Source organism: Mycobacterium sp. E183, from assembly GCF_001667735.1.
Lineage (GTDB): Bacteria > Actinomycetota > Actinomycetes > Mycobacteriales > Mycobacteriaceae > Mycobacterium.
This window is the reverse complement of record NZ_LZJN01000200.1, coordinates 1-24329: the sequence shown is the minus strand read 5'-3', so window position 1 is coordinate 24329 and position 24329 is coordinate 1. Positions and strand designations below refer to the sequence as shown.

At 68.3% G+C, this 24329-nt stretch carries 23 protein-coding genes, 1 pseudogene and 1 riboswitch; of the genes and pseudogenes, 11 read left to right on the top strand and 13 right to left on the bottom strand.

All coding sequences use genetic code 11. From position 1 onward, the window contains the following. Positions 1 to 463 precede the first annotated feature (463 nt). Complete coding sequence (locus A5691_RS24350) at positions 464 to 787, top strand: putative quinol monooxygenase (RefSeq protein ID WP_067749917.1); 324 nt, start codon at positions 464 to 466, stop codon at positions 785 to 787. Here the strand turns inward: A5691_RS24350 and A5691_RS24345 are convergent. Further along, positions 784 to 1476 (bottom strand): guanylate cyclase, encoded by a 693-nt coding sequence (locus A5691_RS24345; protein WP_067749928.1) that lies wholly within the window; start codon positions 1474 to 1476, stop codon positions 784 to 786. The genes A5691_RS24350 and A5691_RS24345 overlap by 4 nt on opposite strands. Before the next feature lie 69 nt (positions 1477 to 1545). Here A5691_RS24345 and A5691_RS28440 point away from each other — a divergent pair, with 69 nt between their 5' ends. After that, the gene (locus A5691_RS28440; protein WP_082950480.1) at positions 1546 to 1755 is read left to right on the top strand and encodes a hypothetical protein; all 210 of its coding nucleotides are present in this window, start codon (positions 1546 to 1548) and stop codon (positions 1753 to 1755) included. Here the strand turns inward: A5691_RS28440 and A5691_RS24340 are convergent. After that, positions 1707 to 2531 carry an adenylate/guanylate cyclase domain-containing protein gene (locus A5691_RS24340; RefSeq protein ID WP_067749922.1) on the bottom strand — a complete coding sequence of 275 codons (825 nt, stop codon included), beginning with the start codon at positions 2529 to 2531 and terminating at the stop codon, positions 1707 to 1709. The genes A5691_RS28440 and A5691_RS24340 overlap by 49 nt on opposite strands. A 121-nt stretch (positions 2532 to 2652) precedes the next feature. Here A5691_RS24340 and A5691_RS24335 point away from each other — a divergent pair, with 121 nt between their 5' ends. Further along, positions 2653 to 4059 (top strand): glucose-6-phosphate dehydrogenase, encoded by a 1407-nt coding sequence (locus tag A5691_RS24335; protein ID WP_067749924.1) that lies wholly within the window; start codon positions 2653 to 2655, stop codon positions 4057 to 4059. A gap of 15 nt (positions 4060 to 4074) precedes the next feature. Then, positions 4075 to 5097 carry a phosphogluconate dehydrogenase (NAD(+)-dependent, decarboxylating) gene (gene gnd, locus A5691_RS24330; protein WP_067749926.1) on the top strand — a complete coding sequence of 341 codons (1023 nt, stop codon included), beginning with the start codon at positions 4075 to 4077 and terminating at the stop codon, positions 5095 to 5097. Positions 5098 to 5286: 189 nt separating this feature from the next. On the opposite strand, the gene A5691_RS24325 is transcribed toward gnd, so the two are convergent. Continuing rightward, positions 5287 to 6150: an alpha/beta fold hydrolase gene (locus A5691_RS24325; protein WP_067755958.1), complete on the bottom strand. Its 864-nt coding sequence runs from the start codon at positions 6148 to 6150 to the stop codon at positions 5287 to 5289. Positions 6151 to 6271: 121 nt separating this feature from the next. On the opposite strand from A5691_RS24325, the gene A5691_RS24320 reads away from it, so the two are divergent. The 3 genes from A5691_RS24320 to A5691_RS24310 all read left to right on the top strand — a co-directional run bounded on the left by A5691_RS24320 (position 6272) and on the right by A5691_RS24310 (position 9004). Then, complete coding sequence (locus tag A5691_RS24320) at positions 6272 to 6745, top strand: VOC family protein (RefSeq protein ID WP_067755955.1); 474 nt, start codon at positions 6272 to 6274, stop codon at positions 6743 to 6745. Positions 6746 to 6856: 111 nt separating this feature from the next. Next, positions 6857 to 7762 carry an alpha/beta fold hydrolase gene (locus A5691_RS24315; protein ID WP_068017534.1) on the top strand — a complete coding sequence of 302 codons (906 nt, stop codon included), beginning with the start codon at positions 6857 to 6859 and terminating at the stop codon, positions 7760 to 7762. Beyond that, positions 7763 to 9004, top strand: a complete 1242-nt coding sequence (locus A5691_RS24310; RefSeq protein WP_068017531.1) for a WS/DGAT domain-containing protein — start codon at positions 7763 to 7765, stop codon at positions 9002 to 9004. Here the strand turns inward: A5691_RS24310 and A5691_RS24305 are convergent, their stop codons facing one another. Next, a complete protein-coding gene (locus tag A5691_RS24305; protein ID WP_067785197.1) occupies positions 9005 to 9619 on the bottom strand; it encodes a hypothetical protein in 615 nt (204 codons plus the stop codon). Beyond that, positions 9616 to 11247 (bottom strand): pyruvate, phosphate dikinase, encoded by a 1632-nt coding sequence (locus A5691_RS24300; protein ID WP_231982313.1) that lies wholly within the window; start codon positions 11245 to 11247, stop codon positions 9616 to 9618. Before A5691_RS24300 ends, A5691_RS24305 begins: the two co-directional genes overlap by 4 nt. Before the next feature lie 139 nt (positions 11248 to 11386). Here A5691_RS24300 and A5691_RS24295 point away from each other — a divergent pair, with 139 nt between their 5' ends. Next, on the top strand, positions 11387 to 11896 hold the full coding sequence (locus A5691_RS24295) for a DoxX family protein (protein WP_068015674.1): 510 nt from the start codon (positions 11387 to 11389) through the stop codon (positions 11894 to 11896). 17 nt (positions 11897 to 11913) lie between these two features. Here A5691_RS24295 and A5691_RS24290 read toward each other — a convergent pair whose 3' ends face one another. After that, positions 11914 to 13278, bottom strand: coding sequence for an FAD-dependent oxidoreductase (locus A5691_RS24290; RefSeq protein ID WP_067785556.1), 1365 nt, complete (start codon positions 13276 to 13278; stop codon positions 11914 to 11916). A gap of 116 nt (positions 13279 to 13394) precedes the next feature. Between A5691_RS24290 and prpD the strand changes: the two genes are divergently transcribed. Further along, on the top strand, positions 13395 to 14903 hold the full coding sequence (prpD, locus tag A5691_RS24285) for a 2-methylcitrate dehydratase PrpD (protein WP_068015671.1): 1509 nt from the start codon (positions 13395 to 13397) through the stop codon (positions 14901 to 14903). 108 nt (positions 14904 to 15011) lie between these two features. Here prpD and A5691_RS24280 read toward each other — a convergent pair whose 3' ends face one another. After that, positions 15012 to 15236: a hypothetical protein gene (locus A5691_RS24280; RefSeq protein ID WP_068015669.1), complete on the bottom strand. Its 225-nt coding sequence runs from the start codon at positions 15234 to 15236 to the stop codon at positions 15012 to 15014. 123 nt (positions 15237 to 15359) lie between these two features. Between A5691_RS24280 and A5691_RS24275 the strand changes: the two genes are divergently transcribed. Further along, positions 15360 to 17084: a DUF3556 domain-containing protein gene (locus A5691_RS24275; protein ID WP_068015667.1), complete on the top strand. Its 1725-nt coding sequence runs from the start codon at positions 15360 to 15362 to the stop codon at positions 17082 to 17084. A gap of 70 nt (positions 17085 to 17154) precedes the next feature. On the opposite strand, the gene metE is transcribed toward A5691_RS24275, so the two are convergent. From metE to A5691_RS24245, 6 genes and pseudogenes are all read right to left on the bottom strand, one after another. Further along, positions 17155 to 19425 (bottom strand): 5-methyltetrahydropteroyltriglutamate--homocysteine S-methyltransferase, encoded by a 2271-nt coding sequence (metE, locus tag A5691_RS24270; protein WP_068015665.1) that lies wholly within the window; start codon positions 19423 to 19425, stop codon positions 17155 to 17157. 140 nt (positions 19426 to 19565) lie between these two features. Further along, positions 19566 to 19813: riboswitch (cobalamin riboswitch) on the bottom strand. 65 nt (positions 19814 to 19878) lie between these two features. Continuing rightward, positions 19879 to 20520, bottom strand: coding sequence for an SDR family oxidoreductase (locus A5691_RS24265; RefSeq protein WP_068015663.1), 642 nt, complete (start codon positions 20518 to 20520; stop codon positions 19879 to 19881). 38 nt (positions 20521 to 20558) lie between these two features. After that, positions 20559 to 21401, bottom strand: a complete 843-nt coding sequence (locus A5691_RS24260; RefSeq protein ID WP_067755992.1) for an SDR family oxidoreductase — start codon at positions 21399 to 21401, stop codon at positions 20559 to 20561. 77 nt (positions 21402 to 21478) lie between these two features. Next, the gene (locus tag A5691_RS24255) at positions 21479 to 22759 is read right to left on the bottom strand and encodes a TetR/AcrR family transcriptional regulator (RefSeq protein ID WP_068015660.1); all 1281 of its coding nucleotides are present in this window, start codon (positions 22757 to 22759) and stop codon (positions 21479 to 21481) included. A gap of 138 nt (positions 22760 to 22897) precedes the next feature. After that, positions 22898 to 23545: a nitroreductase family protein gene (locus tag A5691_RS24250; RefSeq protein ID WP_067755989.1), complete on the bottom strand. Its 648-nt coding sequence runs from the start codon at positions 23543 to 23545 to the stop codon at positions 22898 to 22900. Then, positions 23545 to 24054: pseudogene (locus A5691_RS24245) on the bottom strand (acyl-CoA dehydrogenase family protein); the annotation flags it as partial. The pseudogene A5691_RS24245 and the gene A5691_RS24250, both read right to left, overlap by 1 nt. Positions 24055 to 24065: 11 nt before the next feature. Here A5691_RS24245 and A5691_RS24240 point away from each other — a divergent pair. Beyond that, positions 24066 to 24329: a hypothetical protein gene (locus A5691_RS24240; protein WP_068266816.1), complete on the top strand. Its 264-nt coding sequence runs from the start codon at positions 24066 to 24068 to the stop codon at positions 24327 to 24329.

Here is a 24329-nt window from a genome sequence, read left to right as displayed (position 1 = left end):
TCGTCCGGCGGCGTCGACGCCCCCGCCGCGGCCCCCGCCCCCGCCACCGCCGGAGGCGCCGCCGGTGTTGGTCGACGCCACGGCCCCCGCGCCGCCTCCGCCGCCGGCCCCGCCGGCGCCCGAATTGCCGCCGCCCGGCGATCCGGGAATTGCAAATCCCTAACGAATTGAATTCACGAAGGATTCGATTCGGCGCACAGATTATTTCCGTTGTACATATCCGCGGACTCCGATGGAGTGAAATAGCTCCGAACTCGCCGAGTTTGTGACCCAGGCCACTTCGCGGGCGGGTCGGAGCCGCCGAGGATTTGTGCGGAACACAGATGAAGCGCGCCCCGCCCGTCGATTAAGACGGCCGGGGCGCGCTTTGCTGGCGGTCCGGTGCCTCGGATGGATATGCTGGCGCTGCCCACCCGTATCGGGCGGGCGTAGCTTCTCCCAGCGAGCAAGGCGGATACCGGCCATGATCTTCATCGTCGTCAAGTTCGAGACCAAGCCCGAGTGGACGGACCGCTGGACGGATCTGGTCGCCCCGTTCACCGCCGCCACCCGCGCCGAGGACGGCAACCTGTGGTTCGAGTGGTCGCGCAGCCTGGACAAACCGGCCGAGTACGTCTTGGTGGAGGCGTTCCGTGACGACGAGGCGGGCGCCGTCCACGTCAACAGCGATCACTTCAAGCGGGCGATGCAAGAGCTGCCGCAGGCCCTCACGTCCACCCCGAAGATCATCAACCAGACGATCGACGCCACGGGATGGTCGGAACTGGGCGAGATGTCGGTCGGCTAGCCGACTTCGCCTACCGTCACGGTGATTTCGCCGCCCAGTCGGTAGCCCGGCGCCAGCGGAAGCGTGTCACCGCTCCAGAACTTGCCGGGGTCGAACCAGTTGGCGTCCTTGTCCGTGTTCAGCAATCCCATTTCCTCGTAGGTGATCGCCACCGTCTCCGCGCAGTAGGCCGTGGAAATGCTCATCTTGCGTTCCTCCCGGCGGCGCCGGGTCTGCTCGCGAACCTTGCTGTCCACCAGCGGGATTCCCCGCACCCAGTCGTTGACGGTCGGAAGCCGGCCGCGGAACCAGCGACCGGTCAGCCGTGCGGTGGTGGGAAAGGCGGTGCCGTCCATTCGCGCGATCACCCGCAGCAGCTTGTTCTCCTGGTCACGGGTGGGGTTGGGCGTCAGCTGGCGCAGCCAGCACCGCTGCTGGTACCGCTGCGTCCACTGCAGGACGGCCTGGCGCAGATCGTTGAGTTGCACGCCCCGGTGGTTGGTGCCCGTCCACATGTCGACGAGCTTGTCGCCCAACTCGGCGTGCCAGATCAACGGCGGCAGATCGTCGATGGCCACCGTCATGCCGACGTGGTTCACCGGTGCGTTCGTCAGGGTCTGAATCGCGCGGTCGGGCCGTGAGCGGCCGCGAAACAACCAAAGATCGCCGGTGCGAGTCTCGTTCAGGGCCTCATCGAGGGTCAGCGTCATGAGCGTGTCGATGCCTGTGTCCGGTTGCAAGAGCACACAAGTTAAACACAGCCCGAATACGCTGTGTTCATGCGCAGACTGTGGAAGTGGGTCGGGCTGGCCGGCGTCGCCGGTGTCGTCGCCGGGGGCGCACTGGTGGCTCGCGACCAACGCAAACGACGCGCCTACACCGCCGACGAGGTCCGGTCCCGCCTGCATCAACGGCTGGCCGAGTACGACGGGGAGGGCTTTCAGTCCAGATCGGGATCGGCGGGGGCCTCCACGGCGAACAACGAATAGGTCCCCGAGAAGCCCTTCAGCTCGACCTCGCGGCCCTTGCCGAATTGGATGTCGTCGCAGTCGGAAAGGGCATCCCGTACCGGTTGGCTCACCAAGATCTCGCCGCCGGCGGCCTGGGCCGCCACCCGCGCGGCCATCGCGACGTTGCGGCCGAACAGATCATCACCGCGGCGCACCGACCGGCCCATGTGGATACCGATCCGAACGCGGATCTCCTCGTGCCGCTTGCGTTTTGCGTCCTTGCGCAGCGCGCGCTGCAGGTCGATGCCGCACCGCACCGCCTGGTCGGCGCGGGAAAAGGCCACCATGAAGCCGTCGCCCTGGCTCTTGACCACGTGACCGGACCGGCGCTGCACCAGGTCCGACACCAGCTTGTCGTGTGCGCCAATGAGTTTGACCCAGGCGCGGTCACCGATCCGCTCGTTGAGCGCGGTCGATTCCTCGATGTCGGAGAACAGGATCACCACCCGGCCGTCCGGGGTGACCCTCGCCAGGTCGGGGCGTTCCACCTCCGCCCAGTCCGCGAGATCCTCGATCGAACCGCGTACGGCGGCCCCGAAGCCCTCCTTGCGTACCACGTTGGCGGTGTTCCACACGGTCTTGAGGGCCTCGCGCCCACCCGACAACAGCCAGCTGCGGGTGTCGGTCCGGTGCCGCAATTCGTCGATCTCCTGGCGGCTGCGCACCAGCAACCGCGAAAGCACGGCGAGCGCGACGGCTTCGATCACGGCGATGCCGGCCAAGACGTAGACCGCGATATGCAGCGCATCACCCACGCAAGCATCCTGCCAAGGCCCCGATGGCTTGCGGTTGTCGGGCCTGTGTGCCGTGTCTAGTGTTAGGTCCGACCGCCGCGGGTAGTGAGTCTCTAGAGCCAACGACTTCGGAGGTGCGGGCTTGGCTGACGGCGGGGACAACTCTTCGAACAAGCTGGTGATCTTCGGCATCACCGGCGATCTGGCGCGCAAGATGACCTACCGCGCCTTATACCGCCTCGAGGCCCGCAAGTTGCTCGACGTCCCGATCGTCGGCGTGGCCAGCGACGACATGCCGCTCGAGAAGCTGGTCGAGCGCGCCCGCGAGGCCATCAAGGCCTCCGGCGAGAAGTTCGACGACGCGGTCTTCGACCGGCTCGCGGCCCGGCTGTCCTATCTGCACGGCGATGTCACCGACGAAGAGCTGTACGGCCGGCTCGCGAAGAAGATCGGCAAGGATTGCCGCCCGCTGTACTACCTGGAAATGCCGCCGTCCCTGTTCGCGCCGATCGTCGAAAACCTCGCCAAGGCCGACCTGCTGGAATGCAGCCGCGTCGCGGTGGAAAAGCCGTTCGGCCATGACCTGGCCTCGGCGCGCGACCTCAACGCCCGGCTGCGTGCGGTGCTCGACGAGGACCAGATCCTGCGGGTGGACCACTTCCTGGGCAAGCAGCCCGTCGAAGAGCTGCAATACCTGCGCTTCGCGAACAACGCCCTGGCCAAGCTGTGGGACCGCGACAGCATTTCCGAAATCCACATCACCATGGCCGAGGATTTCGGCATCGAGGACCGCGGCAAGTTCTACGACGCGGTGGGCACGCTGCGCGACGTCGTGCAGAACCATCTGCTGCAGGTGCTCGCGCTGGTCGCGATGGAGCCCCCGGTCGGTCCCAGCGCCGACGACCTGAACGACAAGAAGGCCGAGGTGTTCCGGGCGATGCCGGCCCTGGATCCCGAGCGGTGCGTGCGCGGCCAGTACCGCGGCTACACCGACGTCGACGGGGTGGCCAAGGATTCGCAGACCGAGACCTACATCGCGCTGCGGACCGAGATCGACAACTGGCGCTGGGCCGGTGTGCCGATATTCCTGCGCGCCGGAAAAGCACTGCCCGAGAAGGTGACCGAGGTGCGGATGTTCCTCCACCACGTTCCGGGATTCTCGTTTCTGCCGAACCGCCGGCCACCCGAGCCCAACCAGATCGTGCTGCGCATCGATCCCGATCCCGGGATGCGGTTGCAGTTGTCGGCCCAAGTCGGCGACGGCTGGCACGACGTGCACCTGGACTCGTCGTTCGCCGAGGATCTCGGGGAAGCCGTGCGGCCCTACGAACGGCTCCTCTACGCCGCGCTCACCGGGGACCGGCAGCTCTTCGCGCGGGAAGACGCGATCGAGGAGACGTGGCGGATCGTGCAGCCCGTGCTGGACAAGCCGAGCCGCATCCACCACTACGAGCAGGGGTCGTGGGGGCCCGAGGCCGCGCAGTCGCTGCTCCACGGTCATCGCAGCTGGCAGGAGCCGTGGCTGCCCAAGCGCACGTCGTCACAGTAAGGAGATCGGGAAGAGATGCAGCTCGGGATGATCGGACTGGGCCGGATGGGCGCCAACATCGTCCGCCGCGTCGCCACGGATGGACACGAATGCGTGGTCTACGACCACAACCCCGACGCGGTCAAGGCGATGGCGGGGGAGGAGAGGACCACCGGTGTGTCGTCGCTGCGGGAGCTCGCCGAGAAGCTGACCGCTCCGCGGGTCGTCTGGGTGATGGTGCCGGCGGGCACGATCACGACGGGGGTCATCGAGGAGCTGGCGAAGACGCTGGAGTCCGGCGACATCGTCATCGACGGCGGCAACTCGTACTACCGTGACGACATCAGCCACGCAAAAACCTTGTCCGAGAACGGAATTCACCTGCTCGACTGCGGCACCAGCGGTGGCGTTTGGGGAAGGGAACGCGGCTATTGCCTGATGATCGGCGGTGACGACGAGGCCTTTCTGCACGCCGAGCCGATCTTCGCCAGCGTCGCGCCCGGGGTGGACGCGGCGCCGCGCACGCCGGGCCGCGACGGCGAGGTCGACCGATCGGAAAAGGGTTACTTGCACTGTGGGCCGTCCGGCGCCGGGCACTTCGTCAAGATGGTGCACAACGGCATCGAGTACGGCATGATGGCCTCGCTCGCCGAGGGGCTCAACATCCTGCGCAACGCCGACATCGGCAAGCAGGTGCAGGAGGGTGACGCCGAAACGGCGCCGCTGTCGAATCCCGAGTTCTACCAATACGACTTCGACATCCCCGAGGTTGCCGAGGTGTGGCGCAGGGGCAGCGTGATCGGCTCCTGGCTGCTCGATCTGACCGCGATCGCGCTGCACGATTCGCCCGACCTCAAGGAGTTCTCCGGGCGCGTGTCCGACTCCGGCGAGGGCCGCTGGACCGCGATCGCGGCGATCGACGAGGGGGTCCCTTCGCCGGTCCTCACGACCGCGCTGCAGTCGCGCTTCGCCTCGCGGTCACTCGATGACTTCGCCAACAAGGCGTTGTCGGCGATGCGCAAGCAGTTCGGCGGGCACGCCGAGAAGCCGGCCAACTAGGGGCGGGTCGCCACCGTCGGATTCAGTGGCGATCGCGAGGGCGGCGTAGCCGGGCGATGCGGGTCGCCACCGTCGGATTCAGTGGCGATCGCGAGGGCGGCGTCGCCGGGCGATGCGGGTCGCCACCGTCGGATTTAGTGGCGATCGCGAGGGCGGCGTAGCCGGGCGATGCGGGTCGCCACCATCGACTTAGTGGCGTTTGACGAACTTCACCACGGCGTCGCTGAACGCATCGTTGTCGTCACCGGCCGCGGTGTGCCCGGCTTTGGGCAGCTCGACGAACTCCGCGCGGGGCACCGTGGCCAGAAAGTGCCGAACGCCCTCGGGGCTCACGACGTCGGACAGCTTCCCGCGGATCAGCAGCACCGGAATCGACAGGCTCTTCGCGGCCTGCTCGAACTTCTCCGTGCGCAACTCGGGATCGTCGCCCGGCTTGGTCATGAACGCCGGATCCCAGTGCCAGTACCAGCGGCCGTCGCGGAGGCGCAGGTTCTTCTTCAACCCCTCGGGGCTGCGGGGCTTGTCCCGATACGGCAGGTAGGCGGCGACGGCGTCGGCGGCCTCCTCCAGCGAGTCGAAACCGTCGAGGCCGCTGATCATGAAATCGCGAATGCGGGCGCTGCCGCCCTTCTCGAATCGCGGCACCACGTCGACGAGGACCAGTCGGGTCACGTTTGCCGGCCCGGCCCGGTGGGCGGCGAGGATGCCGGTCAGCCCGCCCATGCTCGCCCCGATGATCATCACCGGCCGGCCGATCGCCTCGATCACCCGGAGGACGTCGGCGGTCAGGGTGTCGACGTCGTAGTCGGCGTTGGGCGCGCGATCACTGTCACCGTGTCCCCGGCTGTCGAGCGCCACGACGTGCAGGCCCTCGTCGGCCAGGATTTGACCGGTGTTTTTCCACGAATGCCGGTTCTGGCCGCCACCGTGCAGCATCAGGACGCTGGGCCGGCCCGCGCCGTCGGTCCCGCGATTCCATTCGTCGGCGACCAGGGTGATCCCGCCGGCACCGGAAAACTCGACCGTCTCGGGGGTGCTGGTGACGGTGCTCATGCGACCTGACGTTACATAGCGCGTATATGCACCGTTCGCCGGGTCGACGGCGCGATGAGTTTCCGCACCGGCCGGGGTCTATCAGGAAGACACCAACGAGCCAACAAGGAGGGCGCCGCCCATGCCATCGATCACCCCGTCGCTGTGGTTCGACCACAACTTGGAGGACGCGGCCAGGTTTTACACCTCGGTCTTCCCGAACTCCCACATCGAGGGCTTCAATCGGACCACCGAGGCCGGACCCGGCGAGCCGGGCACCGTCCTGTCCGGCAGCTTCGTGCTGGACGGCACCCGCTTCATCGGGATCAACGGCGGCCCGCACTTCCGGTTCAGCGAGGCGGTGTCCTTCACGATCCACTGCAAGGACCAGGACGAGGTCGACTACTACTGGGAACGGCTGACCGACGGCGGCGAGGAGTCGCAATGCGGCTGGTGCAAAGACCGCTTCGGCCTGAGCTGGCAGATCGTGCCGGACCGGCTTTATGAGTTGATCGGTGGTCCCGACCGGGCGCGCGCGGCGGCGGCCACGCAGGCGATGTATGGCATGCGCAAGATCGTCATCGCCGATTTGGACCGAGCCGCCGCGGAGGTATAGCGAAAATCCCTGTCGCAGCTGCAATTTGACCGCTTGGGGCATGCGGTCGGTGCGGCGTGGACCCACACGCGTTAGGTTGGTCGGTGCGGACGCGCCGAGCAGGGAGTGAACATGGGTGAACCTGGCTGGATCGACGTGCCGACCCCCGCCGGGAACCTGAAGGCACTCACCTGGGGGCCCCGTGACGCCCCCCTCGCGTTGTGCCTGCATGGTTTCCCCGACACGCCCTACGGATTTCGCAAGGTCGCTCCCCGGCTCGTGGAGGCGGGCTGGCGGGTGGTGGCACCGTTCATGCGCGGGTACGCCCCGTCCTCGATCCCGGCCGACGGCAGCTATCACGTGGGCGCGATGATGGACGACGCTCTGCGGGCCCGCGCGGCCGCCGGCGGCACCGACGCCGACGTGGTGATCGGCCACGATTGGGGCGCGATCGCCACCACCGGGCTGGCCGCCATGCCCGACAGCCCCTTCGCTAAGGCCGTGATCATGTCCGTGCCGCCGTCGGCGGCCTTCCGCCGCAAGGCCGGTGCCGGCGAGCGTGCCCGGCTGGTCGCACACCTGGCGCGCCAGCTGTTGCGCAGCTGGTACATCATGTACTTCCAATTGCCATGGCTGCCAGAGCGTTCCGAGTCTTGGGTGCTGCCGCTGCTGTGGCGTCGATGGTCGCCGGGATACCGCGCTGACGAGGATTTGCGTCACGTCGACGCGGCAATCGGAACGCCGGAAAGCTGGCGCGCGGCGCTGGGGCCCTACCGCGCCACGATCCGCAACACCCGCCCGCCCGCGCGGTATGCCGAGCTGAACGAGCTCTGGACCGAAGGGCCCGTATGGCCGTGCCTGTACCTGCATGGTCGCGACGACGGCTGCATGACACCGGCTTTCGCCCGCTGGGCGGAGAAGGTGTTGCCGCCGGGCAGCGAGGTAGCCATCGTCGAACACGCGGGGCACTTTCTGCAGCTCGAACAGCCGGACAAGGTCGCCGACCTGGTGCTCGGGTTCATCGGCTCACCCGGCTGAATGGCCGCGCAGCGGATGGCCGCCGTCGATGCGCAGTTCTATTGGATGTCGGCCAAGATCCCCAGCGACGAGTTCCTGCTGTACGCGTTCGACGGCGAGCCCGCGGATTACCCGGCGGCCGTTGAGCACGTGCGCAGGAGGGCCCGCGCCGAGCCGGCGCTGACGCTGCGGGTCCGGGACGGCAGCTCGCTGACCTACCCGCAGTGGGTGCCGACGGCCGTCACCCCAGAGTGGGTGGTCCGCCACGACCTCGACGACCAGACCTGGGCCGGCTGCCTCGCGGCCGTCGTCGCCCTGGCCGGTGAGCAACTCGACGTGCGCCGGGCCCCGTGGCGGCTGCACGTCTTCACCCCGGTGCTGGGCGTCCCGGGCGTGACCGGGGCGGGCTCCGTGGCGGTACTACAGGTCCCGCACGCGCTGGCGGACGGGGCGCGGGCAGCGGCCATGGCGTGCTGGCTGTTCGGCAGGCCGGATCCGGTGCCTCGGGTGCGACGCCTGCGGGCCGGGTTCCTGCCGTGGCGGGCCGCCCAGGCGGCTCGGGCGCACGGTCGGTTGGCGGCTGAGACCCGCGCCGGGCTGCTGGCCCCCCGGCCCGGTCCGCGGCCCCCGCTGCCGACGAATGCGCGCCCCGGTGCGGTCCGCTCGGTGCGCACGCTGGTGCGGCACCGCAAGCAGTTGCGGGGTCCCACCGTCACCGTGGGCGCGCTGTCGGCGATCTCCACGGCGCTGTCCAACCTTTTGGGCGATGCCGCCGATACGTTGGGCGCCGAAGTTCCGATGGCCAAACCCGGTGTGGCGCACGCGCACAATCACTTCGGGAATGTCGTGGTGGGCCTGCATCCGAGGCTGGGGCTCGAGGCCCGCGCCGAGCGAATCGCGACGGAGCTGGCCGATGGCCGGCGCCGCTTCGCACACCCGGCGACGCGCTACGCCGACCGGGCTTTCGCCGCGGTGCCCGCGCCCCTATTACGTTGGGGCGTAGCCCAATTCGACCCTGACATTCGTCCGACGCAGGTGTCGGGCAACACCGTCGTCTCCAGCGTCAACCGCGGGGCGGCCGACCTGAGCTTCGGCGGCGCCGGGGTGGTCTTGACGGCCGGCTACCCGGCGCTGTCACCGGCGATGGGGCTGACGCACGGCGTGCACGGCATCGGCGACACCATCGCGATCAGCGTGCACGCGGCCGAGACGGCCGTTCCCGACATCGACGCGTATCTGGAGTTGCTCGACGCGGCGCTGTGATCACTGCGCGTCGCCGGACCGCGCGGCTTCCTCGCGGGTCAGGCCGACGGCGGAGATCAGCTCCTCGTGCAGCTCGAACCACACGGTGTGGTAGGAGTCGATGAGCGGTCTGGTCAGCCAGGCGGTGTCCCCGTCCCGCACCTTGCCCAGTGCCGCAGCAAGTTTCGTGCCGTAGGCGTTCAGCCGGGGCAGCTGCGCCGCGGCCGTCGCGATGATCGGCTGCACGCGTGCGTGCACATCGTCGAGGCGGGCCAGCACCGCGGCGTCGTATTCCGCGTCGTCGTGGGCGTTGGGGGTGCCGCCGGGGCCGCCCTTGAGCTGCCAATCGGTCACCAGGGCTTTGAAGTCGGCGTTGACCGACCGAAAGTCGTCGTAAGCGGCCGCGATCGCGGCCCGGTCGGCGCCCCCGCGCTCTTCGTCGAGCAGCGCCGCCAGCTTGTCGCGCCCGACGGGCGTGATGCGCACCGTCGCACCGTCGGCGAGTAGGCCCGCCGCGGTCAGCCGTTCGACGATCGTGGTGACCTCAACTGGGTCGGCGTCCAAGGTGGCGGCCAGGTCGTCGGGGCGCACCCGCCCTTTCAGCCGAACCGCTTGCAGCACCGCCAATTCGCTCATGAGTCGGCCTCTCCGGCCAGGCGCAGCGCGGTAAGCATGACGACCAGCGGGGTGGCCGAGACGACGTCGGTCTGCCCGCTCTTCAGCGCCGCGGCCACCGCGGCCTCGCTGTTGTCCTCCAGCCGCAGGTAATCCCCGGAGGTGTGGGCGCGCAGCGGGCTGATCCGACGAGCGATGTCGGCGAGCTCGCGCAATTCGGGCGTGTCGTTCTCCGACCATGCGGATAGGCTCAGGTTGCCCTCGCGCACTTCGCCTTTCGCGCCGTCGACGGTGATCGATTTACCGGCCAGCGAGGCGGCCACTCCGGGGCCGCAACCCACCACGGCCACCCGACCGAGTTCCCGGCTGACCACCGCCGCGTGGCTGGCCGCGCCGCCGACCTCGGTGACGATGCCCTGCGCGGCCAGCATGCCCGAAACGTCTTCGGGCCTGGTGTGGTCGCGTACCAGGATCACCGACTCGCCCCGTTCGGCGGCATCGAGCGCCTCGTCGACGTCGGTATAGGCCTTGCCCGACGCCACGCCCGGGCAGGCCGGCAACCCCCTGACCAAAAGCTTTGCCGCCAAGCGCGTTTCCGGTTGCAAGGCCGGCATCAACAAGGTCTGCACGTGCGCCGGCGTCACGCGCCGCAGCGTCTCGGCATCGTCGATCAGCCCCTCGTGCCGCAGCTGCAGCGCCAGGCGCACGGCGGCCTGCGCCGAGCGCTCCGCGCCGCGGGTCTGCAGCAGCCACAGCTTGCCGTCCTCGACGGTGAACTCGATCTCTTGGACGTCGAACTCGAGTCGCTCCAATCTTCTTGCGGCATCGATCAACTCGCCGTAGACGGCTGGCTGCTCGTCGCACAGGGCGCTGATGGGTTCCACGTCGACCGAGCCTGACACCACGTCATCGCCCTGACCCCCGGGCAGCCACTCGCCCAACGGCTCGTTGTCCCCGGTGATCGGGTTGCGTGAAATCAGCACCCCCGCACCGGAATCGGGACCGTGGTTGCCGAACACCATCGCCTGGACGACGACCGCCGTGCCGCTCTGGTCGTCGACGCCGGAATGGGCGCGGTAGGCGACCGCGCGGGGTGAGTTCCACGAGGCGAACACCGCCTCGATGCCTGCGCGCAGCTGCGCGTAGGGGTCGGCGGGCACCGGCTCGTGCTCGCCGATGCCGACGATGCGCCGGTACATCCGCTCGAACCGACGGCGGGTGTCTCGGGCGAATGCCGGGGCGCCGGTGGCCAGCGCCTGCTCGACCTCATCGTTCAGGCCGAGGTCGAGGATGGTGTCCATCATGCCCGGCATCGACTGGGTGGCCCCGGAGCGCACGCTGACCAGCAGGGGATGCGGGCCGCGCCCGAACACCCGCGAGGTCTGCGCCTCCAGCCAACTCATCCGGTCGAGCACGTCGTCCCAAATGGCGTCCATCGCCGCCCGGGGGTCGGCGAGGTACCGCAGGCCGACCTCCGTGGTGATGCAGAACGCGGGCGGCACCGGCAGACCATGCCGGCGCATCGCCTCGATGCCGTGGCCCTTGTTGCCCAACAGCTCCCGCGGGTGACTCGCTGTGCCGTCGAGTAACACCACGGATTGCCCGCCAGAAGCGGCCCCAAGCGCGTCACGGCGGGCACCGCGTGCGATACGAGCCGTGGTGCACCCCCTCGTGGTGGCCGTCGAAAGGCGAACGTCGGAACGCCCGCAATGTTCCCACATGGGTCGACGGAGTTAGCTGCTCGGCGGTCCTGTTATCCGGTCGGCGCCATGATCTAGGTTTGCAGGTATGACTCCCTACGACGTCGGGTTACTGATCCTGCGGCTGGTACTGGGCGTGACGTTGGCCGCGCACGGCTACAACAAGTTCTTCGGTGGCGGACGCATCCCCGGCACCGCGCGGTGGTTCGAAAGCATCGGCATGAAGCCGGGCAAGTTTCACGCCACCGTGGCCGCCACGACCGAGATGGCCGCGGGGCTGGGCCTGGCCGCGGGGCTGCTGACACCGATCCCGGCGGCGGGCTTCGTGTCGTTGATGCTGGTGGCGGCCTGGACGGTGCACCGGGCCAACGGCTTCTTCATCGTCAAGGAGGGCTGGGAGTACAACCTGGTGCTGGCGGTCAGCGCCATAGCCGTGGCCACCCTGGGCGCCGGCAAGCTCAGCCTGGACTTCGTGGTGTTCGGGCACAACTGGATGGACGGCTGGCGCGGCCTGCTGATCTCGGTGGTGCTGGGCCTCGCCGGCGCGGTCGGTCAGCTGGTGATCTTCTACCGCCCGCCCGCTAAGCAGGCGGGTTAGCCAGGGGCCTCCTCGTCCTAGGCGACCGCGGCGGTCTCGGCCTCCCGGACCTCGGCGGCCGCACGCTCACCGGAACGGATCGCGCCGTCGATCCACCCGCACATCACGGCCGAACTCTCGGTGCCGGCCCAGTGGATGCGGCCGCACGGCTCGCGCAGGGTATAGCCGAATTCGGTCAGCACGCCGGTCGGTGCGTGACCGATCATCCCGCCGCCGGAGTAACGGTCAACGGTCCAGTTCTGCTCGTGGTACTCCTGCGGCGTTCTCGCCTTCTCGCCGAACCGGTCGACCAACTCGCCGATGAGCGCCGCTCTCCGCTCGGCCTCATTGAGCTTGGTCAACCGCCGCGCCGCGGGCCCTTCGGTGATGACGCACATGACCCCGGGGTCGCCGGTGTCGGTGCAGGCGTCGATCGTCAGGGTGGCCGGGGATCCCGGTGCGGCCGACTGACCCGACAGCCCGTCGGCACGCCAGAACGGCTCGTCGTAAATCACCGACGTCTTGATGACCGCGCCGCTCGGCATGCGCTGGTGCAGCATCGCCCTATCCACCGGCAGCATCGGCTCGTAGACGATCGACGTGGCGACCGCCAGCGGGATCGCGACGATGACCCGTCGGGCGCGCACGGTCAGGTCGGAGGCCGTCACCGTCACGCCGTCGGCGTCCTGGGCGATTTGGCGGACCGGTTGCGAAAGGTGCAGCGCGTCGCCCAGTTCGGCCGCGATGGGACCGTAGATGGCGCCCATCCCGCCGACCGGGCGGGCGTCCTGGGAGCCGCCCTTGCCGGAAATCGCGAACGTCAGCCCGCCTGCCGACGCCGTCTGCAACAACCCCCACAGCAGCGACGTCTCCGACGCCGCCGAGGTGTAGAGGCCGGCGAAGGCCATGTCCAGCATCTCGCGGGCCTGCTTGGACATGGTGTTCTGTTCGATCCATTCACCGAGGCTGATGCGGTCCCACTCGTCGGCGTGTTTGGCGTCCCAGGGCGCTTCCGGCGGAAGCGATTTGGCCATCTTTTCGATCGACAACAATCCGACCCCGAGGTTGGCGACCGCCCACGGGCTCATCGTCCAGGGAATGGTGCCGCCGTAGCGGTGTCTCTTGCCGTCGACGATCATCATGGCGTCGCCGTCGTTGTGCTGCTTGTACTCGGCCACCCCGAACTCGTCCATCAGCGCGTAGATCCGGTCCTGGCCGGGTCCGATCCACGCGCCGCCGCGGTCGATCCACGTGCCGTCGGGACGGTACTGCGTGTAGGTGCGGCCGCCAACCCTGTCGCGCGCCTCCAGCAAGGCCACCGAAAGACCGGCCTGTTTCAGCCGCAGGGCGGCCGCCAGACCCGCGAATCCCGCTCCGACCACGCAGTAATCGACCTCTGACACGGCTGGCTCCTCAACCTTGGTCCCGCCCCAGCAGCAAACTACACCGCGGGCGGCGCCGGTGGTGGGGGGTTAACACAGATTTCTGCGCGCGTTCTTGCCGGTCATAGGGTTCGGGTGTGTTGACGCATACGGTTCGCGTGCGGCGCAGCTCCGACCGATTCCCCCGCGAAGAGCACCTGGCGGCAAAGATCGCCGAAGTCGCCGCCGACCCGGTTGCCGTCGAGCCGGAAACCGCGGAGATGGTGGTGAACCGGATCATCGACAACGCGGCGGTCAGCGCGGCCGCCGTGCTGCGCCGGCCGGTCACCGCCGCGCGGCGGCAGGCGCTGGCCCACCCGGCGCGGCGCGGGGCCAGGGTTTTCGGCGTCGACGGGACCTATTCGGTGGAGTGGGCGGCCTGGGCCAACAGCGTCGCCGTGCGCGAACTCGACTTCCACGACACGTTTTTGGCCGCCGAATACTCCCACCCCGGCGACAACATTCCCCCGCTGGTCGCGGTGGCCCAGCAGCTGGGACTGCCCGGCGCCGACCTGATCCGTGGTGTGGTCACCGCCTACGAAATCCAGATCGGCCTGGCCCGCGGAATCTGCCTGCACGAGCACAAGATTGACCATGTCGCGCATCTGGGCCCGTCGGTGGCCGCCGGCCTGGGGACCATGCTGCGACTGGACACCGAGACGATCTATCAGGCGGTCGGGCAGGCCCTGCACCTGACCACCAGCACCCGCCAGTCCCGCAAGGGGCTGATCTCCAGCTGGAAGGCGTTCGCCCCCGCGCACGCGGGCAAGGTCGCCATCGAGGCGGTGGATCGCGCGATGCGCGGCGAGGGATCGCCGGCCCCCATCTGGGAGGGCGAGGATGGGGTGATCGCGTGGCTGCTGGGCGGACCCGACCGCGAATACCGGGTGCCGCTGCCCGCTCCCGGCGAGCCCAAGCGCGCCATCCTGGACAGCTACACCAAGGAACACTCGGCGGAATACCAGAGCCAGGCCCCGATCGACCTGGCGCGGCGGCTCCGCGAGCGGATCGACGACCCCGGCCAGATCGCCACCGTCGTGCTGCACACCAGCCACCACACCCACGTCGTGATCGGAACGGGTTCGCGGGATCCGCAGAAGTTCGACCCGGACGCGTCGCGGGAGACGCTGGACCACTCGCTGCCCTACATCTTCGCCGTCGCGCTGCAGGACGGGAGCTGGCACCACGAGCGGTCCTACGCCGCCGAGCGGGCCCACCGGCCCGACACGGTCGAGTTGTGGCGCAAGATTTCGACGGTCGAGGATCCGGAGTGGACCCGCCGCTATCACTCGGCGGTTCCGGCGGACAAGGCGTTCGGGGCGCGGGCCGTGGTCACGCTGAAAAGCGGGGAAGTGATCGTCGACGAGCTGGCCGTCGCCGACGCCCACCCGTTGGGCGCGCGACCGTTCCGGCGCCCGCAATACGTCCAGAAGTTCACCGAGCTCGCCGGCGTCGTCGTCGAACCGGCTGAGCGGGAGAGGTTTTTGGCCGCGGTGACCGCGCTGGCCGATCTGCGGGCGGGAGAACTCGGCGCGCTGAATCTGACCGTTGACCCGCGGGCGCTCGAGCGGGCGCCGACGATCGCGCCGGGAATATTCGGTGAGTGAATCGCGTGTGCGCTCAGGGCAGTGCGTGTGCGCCCAGGGCGCAATTTTCGCGGATTTCTCGCCCTCAGTTCACACTCAATGCCCTCGGCGCACACTCGGTCGGGGCGCTTAGGGGTTAGCGGCCGGTCCGCCGTACTGCCACACCAGGTTGTGGGCGCCGGTCATCGTCGGGTTGCACCACATCGTCCTGCCGTTGCCGTCCTGGGTGGTCGCGTGCAACACCGTGCAGGAATCGCCGGGCCCCGGGGTGTCGGCACCGGCGACGGCGACGGGTGAGCCGGCGGCGACCGTCGCCAGCGCCGCGGCCGATATGGCGATTCGAAACCTGCTCATGATGGACGCCTCCTAAGGGCCGCGCCGATCCGGTTTCACGGTATCCGGCGGCCGAGTCGCAGGCAAAGAATTCTTGCGCGGCTCGAGTGCCGCTGAGCTAGAACACGTTCTAATCTGACCACCATGGGATTTCTCAAGCCTGAGCTGCCGCAGCTCGACATGGCCGAGTGGAACAAGGGCACCCGTAGCGAGAAGATCCGGCCGATGGCCAAGCACTGGGCCGAGGTCGGCTTCGGCACGCCGGTCGTGCTGCACCTGTTCTACGTCGCCAAAATCCTGCTCTACATCCTTGGCGCGTGGGTGTTCGCGTCGGCCACCAGGGGACTCGGCGGGTTCACCCACGTCGCGTCGTGGTGGTCGGAGCCGATCGTGTTCGAGAAGGTCGTGCTCTACACGATGTTGTTCGAGGTGATCGGGCTGGGTTGCGGCTTCGGCCCGCTGAACAACCGGTTCTTCCCGCCCATGGGCTCGATCCTGTACTGGATGCGGTTCGGCACCATCCGGCTGCCACCGTGGCCGAACCGGGTCCCGCTGACCGAGGGCACCAAGCGCAAGCCGATTGACGTCGCGCTGTACGCGCTGTTCCTGCTGGTGACGTTCGCGGCGCTGTTCGCCGACGGCACCGGACCGATGCCGGAGCTCGGCACGACGATCGGGCTGCTGCCGGCCTGGAAGATCGTGCTGATCCTGCTGCTGCTCGGCGTGCTGGGCCTGCGCGACAAGGTGATCTTTTTGGCCGCGCGCGGTGAGGTCTACGCGACCATGGCGGTGACGTTCCTCTTCGGCGGGGTGGACATGATCGTCGGGTCCAAGGTGGTGTTCCTGGTGATCTGGATGGGCGCCGCCACGTCGAAGCTCAACAAGCACTTCCCGTTCGTGATCTCCACGATGATGTCCAACAACCCGTTGGTGCGGCCCCGGTGGCTGAAGCGGCAATTCTTCGAGAGGTTTCCGGACGATCTGCGGCCCGGCCGGTTGTCACGATGGCTGGCGCACCTCAGCACCGCCATCGAGATGCTGGTGCCGTTGCCGTTGTTCTTCTGCCACAGCGGCTGGCCCATCACGATCGCCGCGATCGTCATGGTCTGCTTCCACCTCGGGATCCTGGTGTCGATCCCCATGGGCGTGCCGCTGGAGTGGAACGTCTTCATGATCTTCGGGGTGCTGTCGTTGTTCGTGGCGCACGCCCGCCTGGGCCTGCGCGACCTGAGGCACCCGGTGGTGGTGGCGATACTGTTCGTCGTCATCGCGGGAATCGTCCTGCTCGGCAACATGTTTCCCCGCAAGATCTCGTTTCTGCCGGGGATGCGGTACTACGCCGGGAACTGGGACACCACGCTGTGGTGCATCAAGGGATCGGCGAGCGACAAGATCGCCAGGGGCATCGTCGCGATCGCCAGCATGCCGCAGGCGCAGCTGGAGCGGTTCTACGGCAGCCCCGAGGCCGCGCAGATCCCGCTCTACATGGGATATGCGTTCCGCGGGTTCAACACTCACGGGCGTGCGCTGTTCACCCTGGCGCATCGCGCGATGGCGGGCCAGAACGAGGACGACTACGTGCTGACCGACGGCGAACGCATCTGCAGCACCGCCATCGGCTGGAACTTCGGCGACGGCCACATGCACAACGAGCAGCTGATCGCCGCGCTGCAGGAGCGGTGCCACTTCGAGCCGGGCGAGGTGCGAGTGGTGCTGCTCGACGCGCAGCCCATCCACAAGCAGGTGCAGGCGTACCGGCTGGTGGACGCGGCGACCGGCGAGTTCGAGCGCGGCATCGTCCGGGTCGCGGACATGGTGACCCGGCAGCCGTGGGCCGACGACGTTCCCGTTGAGGTGTTGTCGGAGTAGACCGCGCGAACAGACGCAAAATCGCACGTTCCGAGCCGGAAACGTGCGATTTTGCGTCTGCTCGTCGGGGCTAAGCCCCCGCGCGGACTTCCCGGGCCGCGGCCACCATGTTCTTCAGCGACGCGGTGACCTCGTCGGAGTTGCGGGTCTTCAGGCCGCAATCGGGGTTGACCCAGAGCCGTTGCGCGGGAACCGCTCTCAGCGCCGCGCGCAACGACTCCGCCATCTCGGCGGTGCTCGGCACCCTCGGCGAGTGGATGTCGTAGACGCCCGGTCCGACGCTGTTGGAGAAGCCGACCGCGTTGAGGTCGTCGAGCACCTCCATGTGTGATCGCGCCGCCTCGATGGACGTCACGTCGGCGTCCAGGTCGGCGATGGCCCCGATCACCTCGCCGAACTCCGAATAGCACAGGTGGGTGTGGATCTGCGTGGTGTCGGCGACGCCGGAGGTGGCCAAGCGGAAAGACCCTACGGCCCAACGCAAGTAGTCCTCCTGATCGGCGCGGCGCAGCGGCAGCAGCTCCCGCAGCGCGGGTTCGTCGACCTGGATGACGGCGATGCCCGCGGATTGCAGGTCCACGGTCTCGTCGCGGATGGCCAGCGCCACCTGATTGGCGGTGTCGGCCAGCGGCTGATCGTCACGGACGAACGACCAGGCGAGGATCGTGACCGGGCCGGTCAGCATGCCCTTCACCGGCTTGTCGGTCAGCGATTGCGCGTAGGAGATCCACTCGACGGTCATCGGGTGCGTACGGATGACGTCGCCGTAGAGGATCGGCGGACGTACGCAGCGGCTGCCGTACGACTGGACCCATCCGTTGGACGTCGCGAAGAAGCCCTCGAGCTGCTCGGCGAAGTACTGCACCATGTCGTTGCGCTCCGGCTCGCCGTGCACCAGCACGTCGAGACCCAGCTCCTCCTGCAGCTTGATGACGTCGGCGATCTCCTTGCGCATCCGCTTCTCGTACTCCGCCTGATCGATCTCGCCGGCCCGCAGCGCGGCGCGCGCCTTGCGGATCGCGGAGGTCTGCGGGTAGGAGCCGATGGTCGTCGTCGGCAGGGGCGGCAGGTGCAGCCGCGCTTCCTGGCTGGCGCGGCGCTGCGCCGCGTCGCCGCGGTGGGTGCCGGTGGCGACGATCGAGTCGATGCGGGCCCGCAACTCGTCGTTGTGCAGCCGGGGATCGCTCGTGCGGGACGACACCGCGGCATTGGACGCCGCGATCTCGCCGGCGACGGCCTCGCGCCCGTCGCGCAATGCGCGCGCGAGCGTCACCACCTCGGCCACCTTCTCCTGCCCGAACGCCAGCCAGCTGCGCAGCGCGTCGTCCAGATCGGTTTCGGGCTCCAGCGAGTAGGGCACGTGCATCGTGGAGCATGAGGTCGAAACCGCAAGGGCGCCAGCCGAACCCGCCAACGCGGCCAGTTTGCCGAGCGCCGCCTCCAGGTCGGTGCGCCAGATGTTGCGCCCGTCGACGACGCCGGCCACCAGGGTCTTGCCCGACAACTCCGGCACACCGGCCACCGCCGCGTCGGCTCCGTAGACCAGGTCGACGCCGATCGCCTCGACCGGGGTGCGGGCCAGACCGGCCAGGGAGGCGCCGGGATCGCCGAAGTAGGTGGCGACGTAGATTGCCGGGCGGTTACTCACTTTGCCCAGCGCGTTGTACGCAGCCTCGGCCAGCGCCGGAGCATCGGGGGAGATGTCGGTCACCAGCGCCGGCTCGTCGAACTGCACCCACTGCGCGCCGTTGGCGGAGAGCAAGCCCAACAGCTCCGCGTAGATGCCCACCAGCTCCTCGAGCCGCTCGATCGGCGCGCCACCGCCGTTGACCGCCTTGCTCAACAGCAGGAAGGTGATCGGCCCGATGACGACGGGCCGTGCGGGAATCCCCTGCGCGAGAGCCTCTTTCAGTTCGGCGAGCACCTTGTCCGGGTTGAGCGAGAAGGTGGTCGAGGGCTCGATCTCGGGGACCAGGTAGTGGTAGTTGGTGTCAAACCACTTGGTCATCTCCAGGGGCGCCAGCTCGGCGTTGCCACGGGCGGCGGCGAAGTAGCGATCCAGGTCGTCGGACACTTGCGCGGCCCGCGCCGGCAGGGCGCCGAGCATCACCGCCGTGTCCAGCATCTGGTCGTAATAGGAGAAGGTGTTCACCGGGACGGAATCCAGCCCGGCGGCGGCGAGGCCGGCCCACATGCCGCGGCGCAATGTGGCGGCGACGTCTTCGAGTCCGGCTCGGCTGGTGCGGCCGGCCCAGTAGCCCTCGGTGGCGCGTTTGAGTTCGCGCTTCGGGCCGATGCGCGGGGAGCCGACGACAGTCGCGGTAAATGGTTGAGCGGTCACGATATCTTTCGTCCTTCAATCGACGGGGTGGTCACCGCCAACGGACGTAAGCCAATTCGGTTGCGGTGGCACCTGTGGTACATAAACCGCAACCGGCGCAGCCAAACGCCCATTCCACGAGGCGATGAACCGCCGGGCGCGGCGCGCCCGGCACAGCTGGCAGGTCTTCGGACTCGCAGGCGCGCACCGGCTGGTGCTCCCACGCCCGCTCGACGATGCGGCCCGGAAGGGGCGCCGAGGAGACGGGCAGTTCCTACTGGCCGTCGCTTCCCAGTCTTGCGACCAGTGCTTGGGTGACGGCGGTCGTTCCTGCATACCGCTGCGGGACAGTCCCGGGTTCTCACCGGGTTCCCTCTCGCGAAGCGTCACCAACCCGCCTCGCTCGATGCCGAAGTCGCGGTGTGCGGCGACGGCAGACCAGCTGCGTAGCGGAGTTTACGCCCGCCTTGCGGTTCAGCTCGCCAGCGCCTCGGCGATGGGAGTGTCGCCGTTGTTGAAGTCGATCGTTCGGCCGACGGTCTCGTCGTCCGCCAGCGCGGCGGCTGCCACGAGCGCGACGTCGGCCCGCGACACTTCCCCCGTGCCCTGCCCCAGCGTGATGCGGCCGGTGGGCGGATCCAGGGTGAGTCGCCCCGGTCCAAGCACCGTCCAGTCCAGGCCGCTCGCGCGTAGGTGGGCGTCGGCGGCCGCTTTGGCTTCCGCGTAGGCGAAGAACGAGTTGTCCTGCGGTACACCGTGATCCGGCCCCGCGCCGAAATAGGAGACCATGACGAATCGCTTGACCCGCGCCTGGGCCGCGGCGTCGATCACCCGGATGGCGGCGTCGCGGTCGACGGCGTACGTGCGTGCCGGGTCGCCCCCACCGGCGCCGGCCGAGAAGACGACCGCGTCGTGCCCTTTGAGCAGGCCGGCCAGGGCGCCGGTGTCGAGGCGCTCGATGTCGGCGACCACCGGCTTTGCGCCGGTGGCCGCGACGTCGTCCGAATGCTCGGGGTTGCGGAAGACGGAGCTGACCTCGTCACCGCGTTCGGTCAGGATGCGGGCCAGCTGCAGTGCGACCTTGCCGTGCCCGCCGATGACGATGACTCGTGCCATGCCCCCGACGGTACCGGCGCCGAAACGGGCGCTCGCTTCTAGAGCTTCACGCGCCCCATGATGATGTCGATGATCGGCTTGCCCGGCGGGTAAGCGTTGGTGAGCGAGGCCATCGTGTGGCCGTAGTCCACCAGCAACGTGATGCCGCTGATGCCGAAGGCGGCGGCGCTGTTGAGAAACGCCATCACGTCGCCCATCTGCTCCGGGGTGTGCACCTTCGAACCGGTCTCTTCGCGGTAGTCCTGCGCGAAGGTGAGCCAGAGGTCGGCGTTGGCCTGGGCCAGGGGAGTGTCGGTGGGGCCGGGGCAGATCGCGTTGATCCGGATGCCCTTCTTCAGCAGCGGGTAGCCCTGGGTGGCGACGTAGGCGTTCACGACCTTCTTGGAGAAGCCGTAGTGGATGATGCCTTCGGCTTCGTGCGCCTTGACCCACTCCTGGGCCGAGGCGAAGTCCGGCGTGGCGAGGAACTCCGTGAGCAGGTCCAGGTCGTTCTCCCAGCCCATGCCCGCGACCGAGGAGATGAAGCAGATCGCCGAGCCCGAGGGCAGCTGGTTCTTCTCGAGGAGCCGATCGATGAGATGGCGGTGGCCGATGAAGTTGATCGCCATCAGGTCGGTTGTCCCGTCGGCGATGCCGGCGGCCGAGAACAGGGCGTGGATCGGACCGTCCAGCTGCTCGATCGCGGAGTCGATCGACGCGGGATCGCGCAGGTCCACCTGGATGGATTTGGCGACGTCGTAGTTCACCGGCGCGTAGTCCATCACGATCACTTCGGCGCCGAGTTCGGCCGCTGACTTGGCCGCGGCCGCACCCATGCCGGTGGCGCCGCCTACGACGAGGGCCCGCTTGCCGTCGTAGCGCAGCCGATCGACAATAGTCATGGAAATCCCCTTCTCGTTCACTGCCAACGCGGTTCTAATTGCCCAACTGTATGGGTAACAGTTTTTGGGTTCAACACCTACCCGGTGCGAACCGCGACGCCACGCAAAACCGTGTCGCGGACGTGCACCAGCGCCGCGCGCTTGCCGATCTCGGCGAGGATGTTCTCCGGTATCCACTGCAGACCGATGACGCAGCGTGCCAGCATCGCGGTGGACGCCGCGTCCACGCTGATTTCCCCCGATCGGATGCCTTCGGACAGAAGCGTTTTCATCTGCCGGAGTCGGGTCGCATATAGCCAGCCCGGGTTGGGGGTGTCCGGCGGTGATTGACGCATCCAGGCCAGCTGGATGCGGAATTCGTCGGAGAACCGATCCAGCGCGTTGACGTTCACCCAGCTCAGAGCGTCGAGCTTTTCGATGGGCGTGGCGTCCGAGCGCAGCACGCTCACCCAGCCGGCCTCGACCTTGCGGCCGAACGATTCCATGATCGACGCGAGGAGTTCGTCCTTCGAGCCGATGACCCGGTAAACCGTTCCCGTGCCCAGGCCGGCCGCGGAGGCGATGTCGCGGATGGTGGTGGCCTCGTAGCCCTTACGGCCGAATTCCGTTCGCGCCACCGCACGGACGTGCGCCGCTTTGTCGCTGGGGTCGGCCTCGCCGTCGTCCGACCAGGTCTCGATGACGTCACTGGCGGCGGCGAAGGCGTTGGACCCGTCCAGCGCTGAGTCGGCCGGTGGTCGGGTTGCCAACCCTTGCAACATGATTCGGCACAGCAGCGCGGCCACCTGGTCGGCGGGCGACTTATGCCGCATGACGTCGAGGCCGACCTGCAACATGGTTTGGCAGATGCGATCGGCCAACGTGGGCAGATCGATGTCGGGTTTGATGTAGCCGCTCCACCTGCCCGCGCGCAGCGTCTGCAGCATCGCCTCCTGAATCGCGACCGGCTGTTGCTGCGTCAGCTTCATCAACTCCGGGTCCGTGCTGGGCCCCTCGTAGAACGACATCTGCAGCGCGGCGCGGTGCTGCACGGCGCAGTTGGCGATGGCCGAGCCCAGCTCGACGATCTGCTCGGGAACCGGGCGCGGGTCGGGTTTGTCCAACTTCGCTTGCGCGGCTTGCCCGATTCGGTCCAGATCCTCCTGGTAGCGGCGGATCAACTCGATCAGGATCGCCTCTTTGGATTCGAAATGGTGATAGAGGCTGCCCGGAAGAATGCCTGCGGCGTCGGCGATCTCCTGCAAGGAGGTCCGCAATCCCGACTGCGCGATCAACGACGCCGCGGTGGTCAGGATCTCGGTCCGGCGCGTCCCCAAATCGGCTGCGGCGCCGGCTCCCAATGACTCCGCTCTCGGCATGATCAGCCGTGCGCACGTCCGGACGACTGCGGACTGGCATCCATTCGCATTCGTCCCTCTCACCGAACCAAATCTTTGTTAAAGGCTATCAGACCCGGAATGACGAATGCGCTGCATAACGGCGGTGCCGGGGACATTCTAAAGCGCGGGTCCGTCCCAACCGTCACACGCGACCACCTCGTCGACGGGTCGTCGCCGGGCGGGCCGGAACGTGTGCCCGGCGCGCAGCCGGCCCACCGGAAGCAGGCATCCCTGGACATAGCTTTCGGGAATCCCCAACAGCCGCCGCACCTCCGCCTCGCGATGCAGGTGCAGGGTGGTGATGCAGGTTCCGTATCCGCGGGTGTGCAGCGCCAGCTGAAAGTTCCAGACCGCCGGGTAGATCGAGCCGTACAGCGTGGCCTGGTGAAACGATTCATCGCCCTCGATGCGGGGCAGGTAGGGCTGATAGCAGGGGATCACCAGCAGCGGAACCCTCGACATGTTCTCGACCAGCCACTCCGTCGATGACATGATCCGGTTCTCCGGCGTTCCGGCCGGCATCAGGTCGGCGATCAGCTGGCCGCCGACCCGCAGCAGATAGGCCGCGCGGTACAGCTCGGCGATCTCGGCGCGCAACGCCGGGTCGGCGACCACCAGCCAGCGCCAGGACTGCTGATTGGAGCCGTTGGCCGCCTGCAAGCCGATGCGCAGGCACTCCCGGATGTCCGCGAGGTCGACCGGCGCGTCCAGGTCGAGCGTCTTGCGTGCCGAGCGGGTAGCGGTGAGCAAGTACTCGATGTCCATCACCGGTTCCCCCTGTTGGCAAGGCGCGCACCGAGTTCGGTGAGGTATCGATCGGGCCCGGCCAGGAACGCGCTCCAGCTGAGCAGGCGCTTGAGGTAGAGATGCGCGTCGTGCTCCCAGGTGTAGCCGATCCCGCCGAACACCTGGATCGCCGTGTCGCCCACCGTGGCAAGCCGCCCGGCGAACGCCTTCGTCCGGATTGCGGATTGGTGCCGTTCGTCGGCGTCGGCGTTGTCGGCGGCCCACAGCGCTTGGATCACGCCGCTGCGGGCCAACTCCACGGTCTCGAACATGTCGACGCACAGATGCTGGACCGCCTGGAACGAGCCGATCGGCTGCCCGAATTGCGTTCTGGTCTTGGCGTATTCGATGGCCGCGGTCATAACGGCTCGCGCGGCGCCGAGTGCGTCGGCGGCCGTCGCGATCAGCACATCGTCGATCACCGCGGCGACGTCCCCGGGGGCGGCCGCGGCCAGCCGCCGCGCGGGCGCTGAGTCGAGCGTGACCCGGAAGCGCACCGGTGGCCGCGAGCCGGCAGGGCGATGACGTCGTCTTGCGGGGCGACATGACCGCCGTCCCCGACGTCGCCGCCGCGGACGTGCTGCTGGCGCTCGCCGGGGAAGACGGCGGTCGAGGGCTTTTCGCGATCCGCACCGACTCGCCGGGTGTTTCGGTCGAGCCGGAGCGCGGCATCGACCAGACCCGCAAGCGCTTCCGGGTCACGCTCGACTCAGCGCCCGCGCGGCGGCGGCCGCGGTCGCCCCCGGGGACGTCGCCGCGGTGA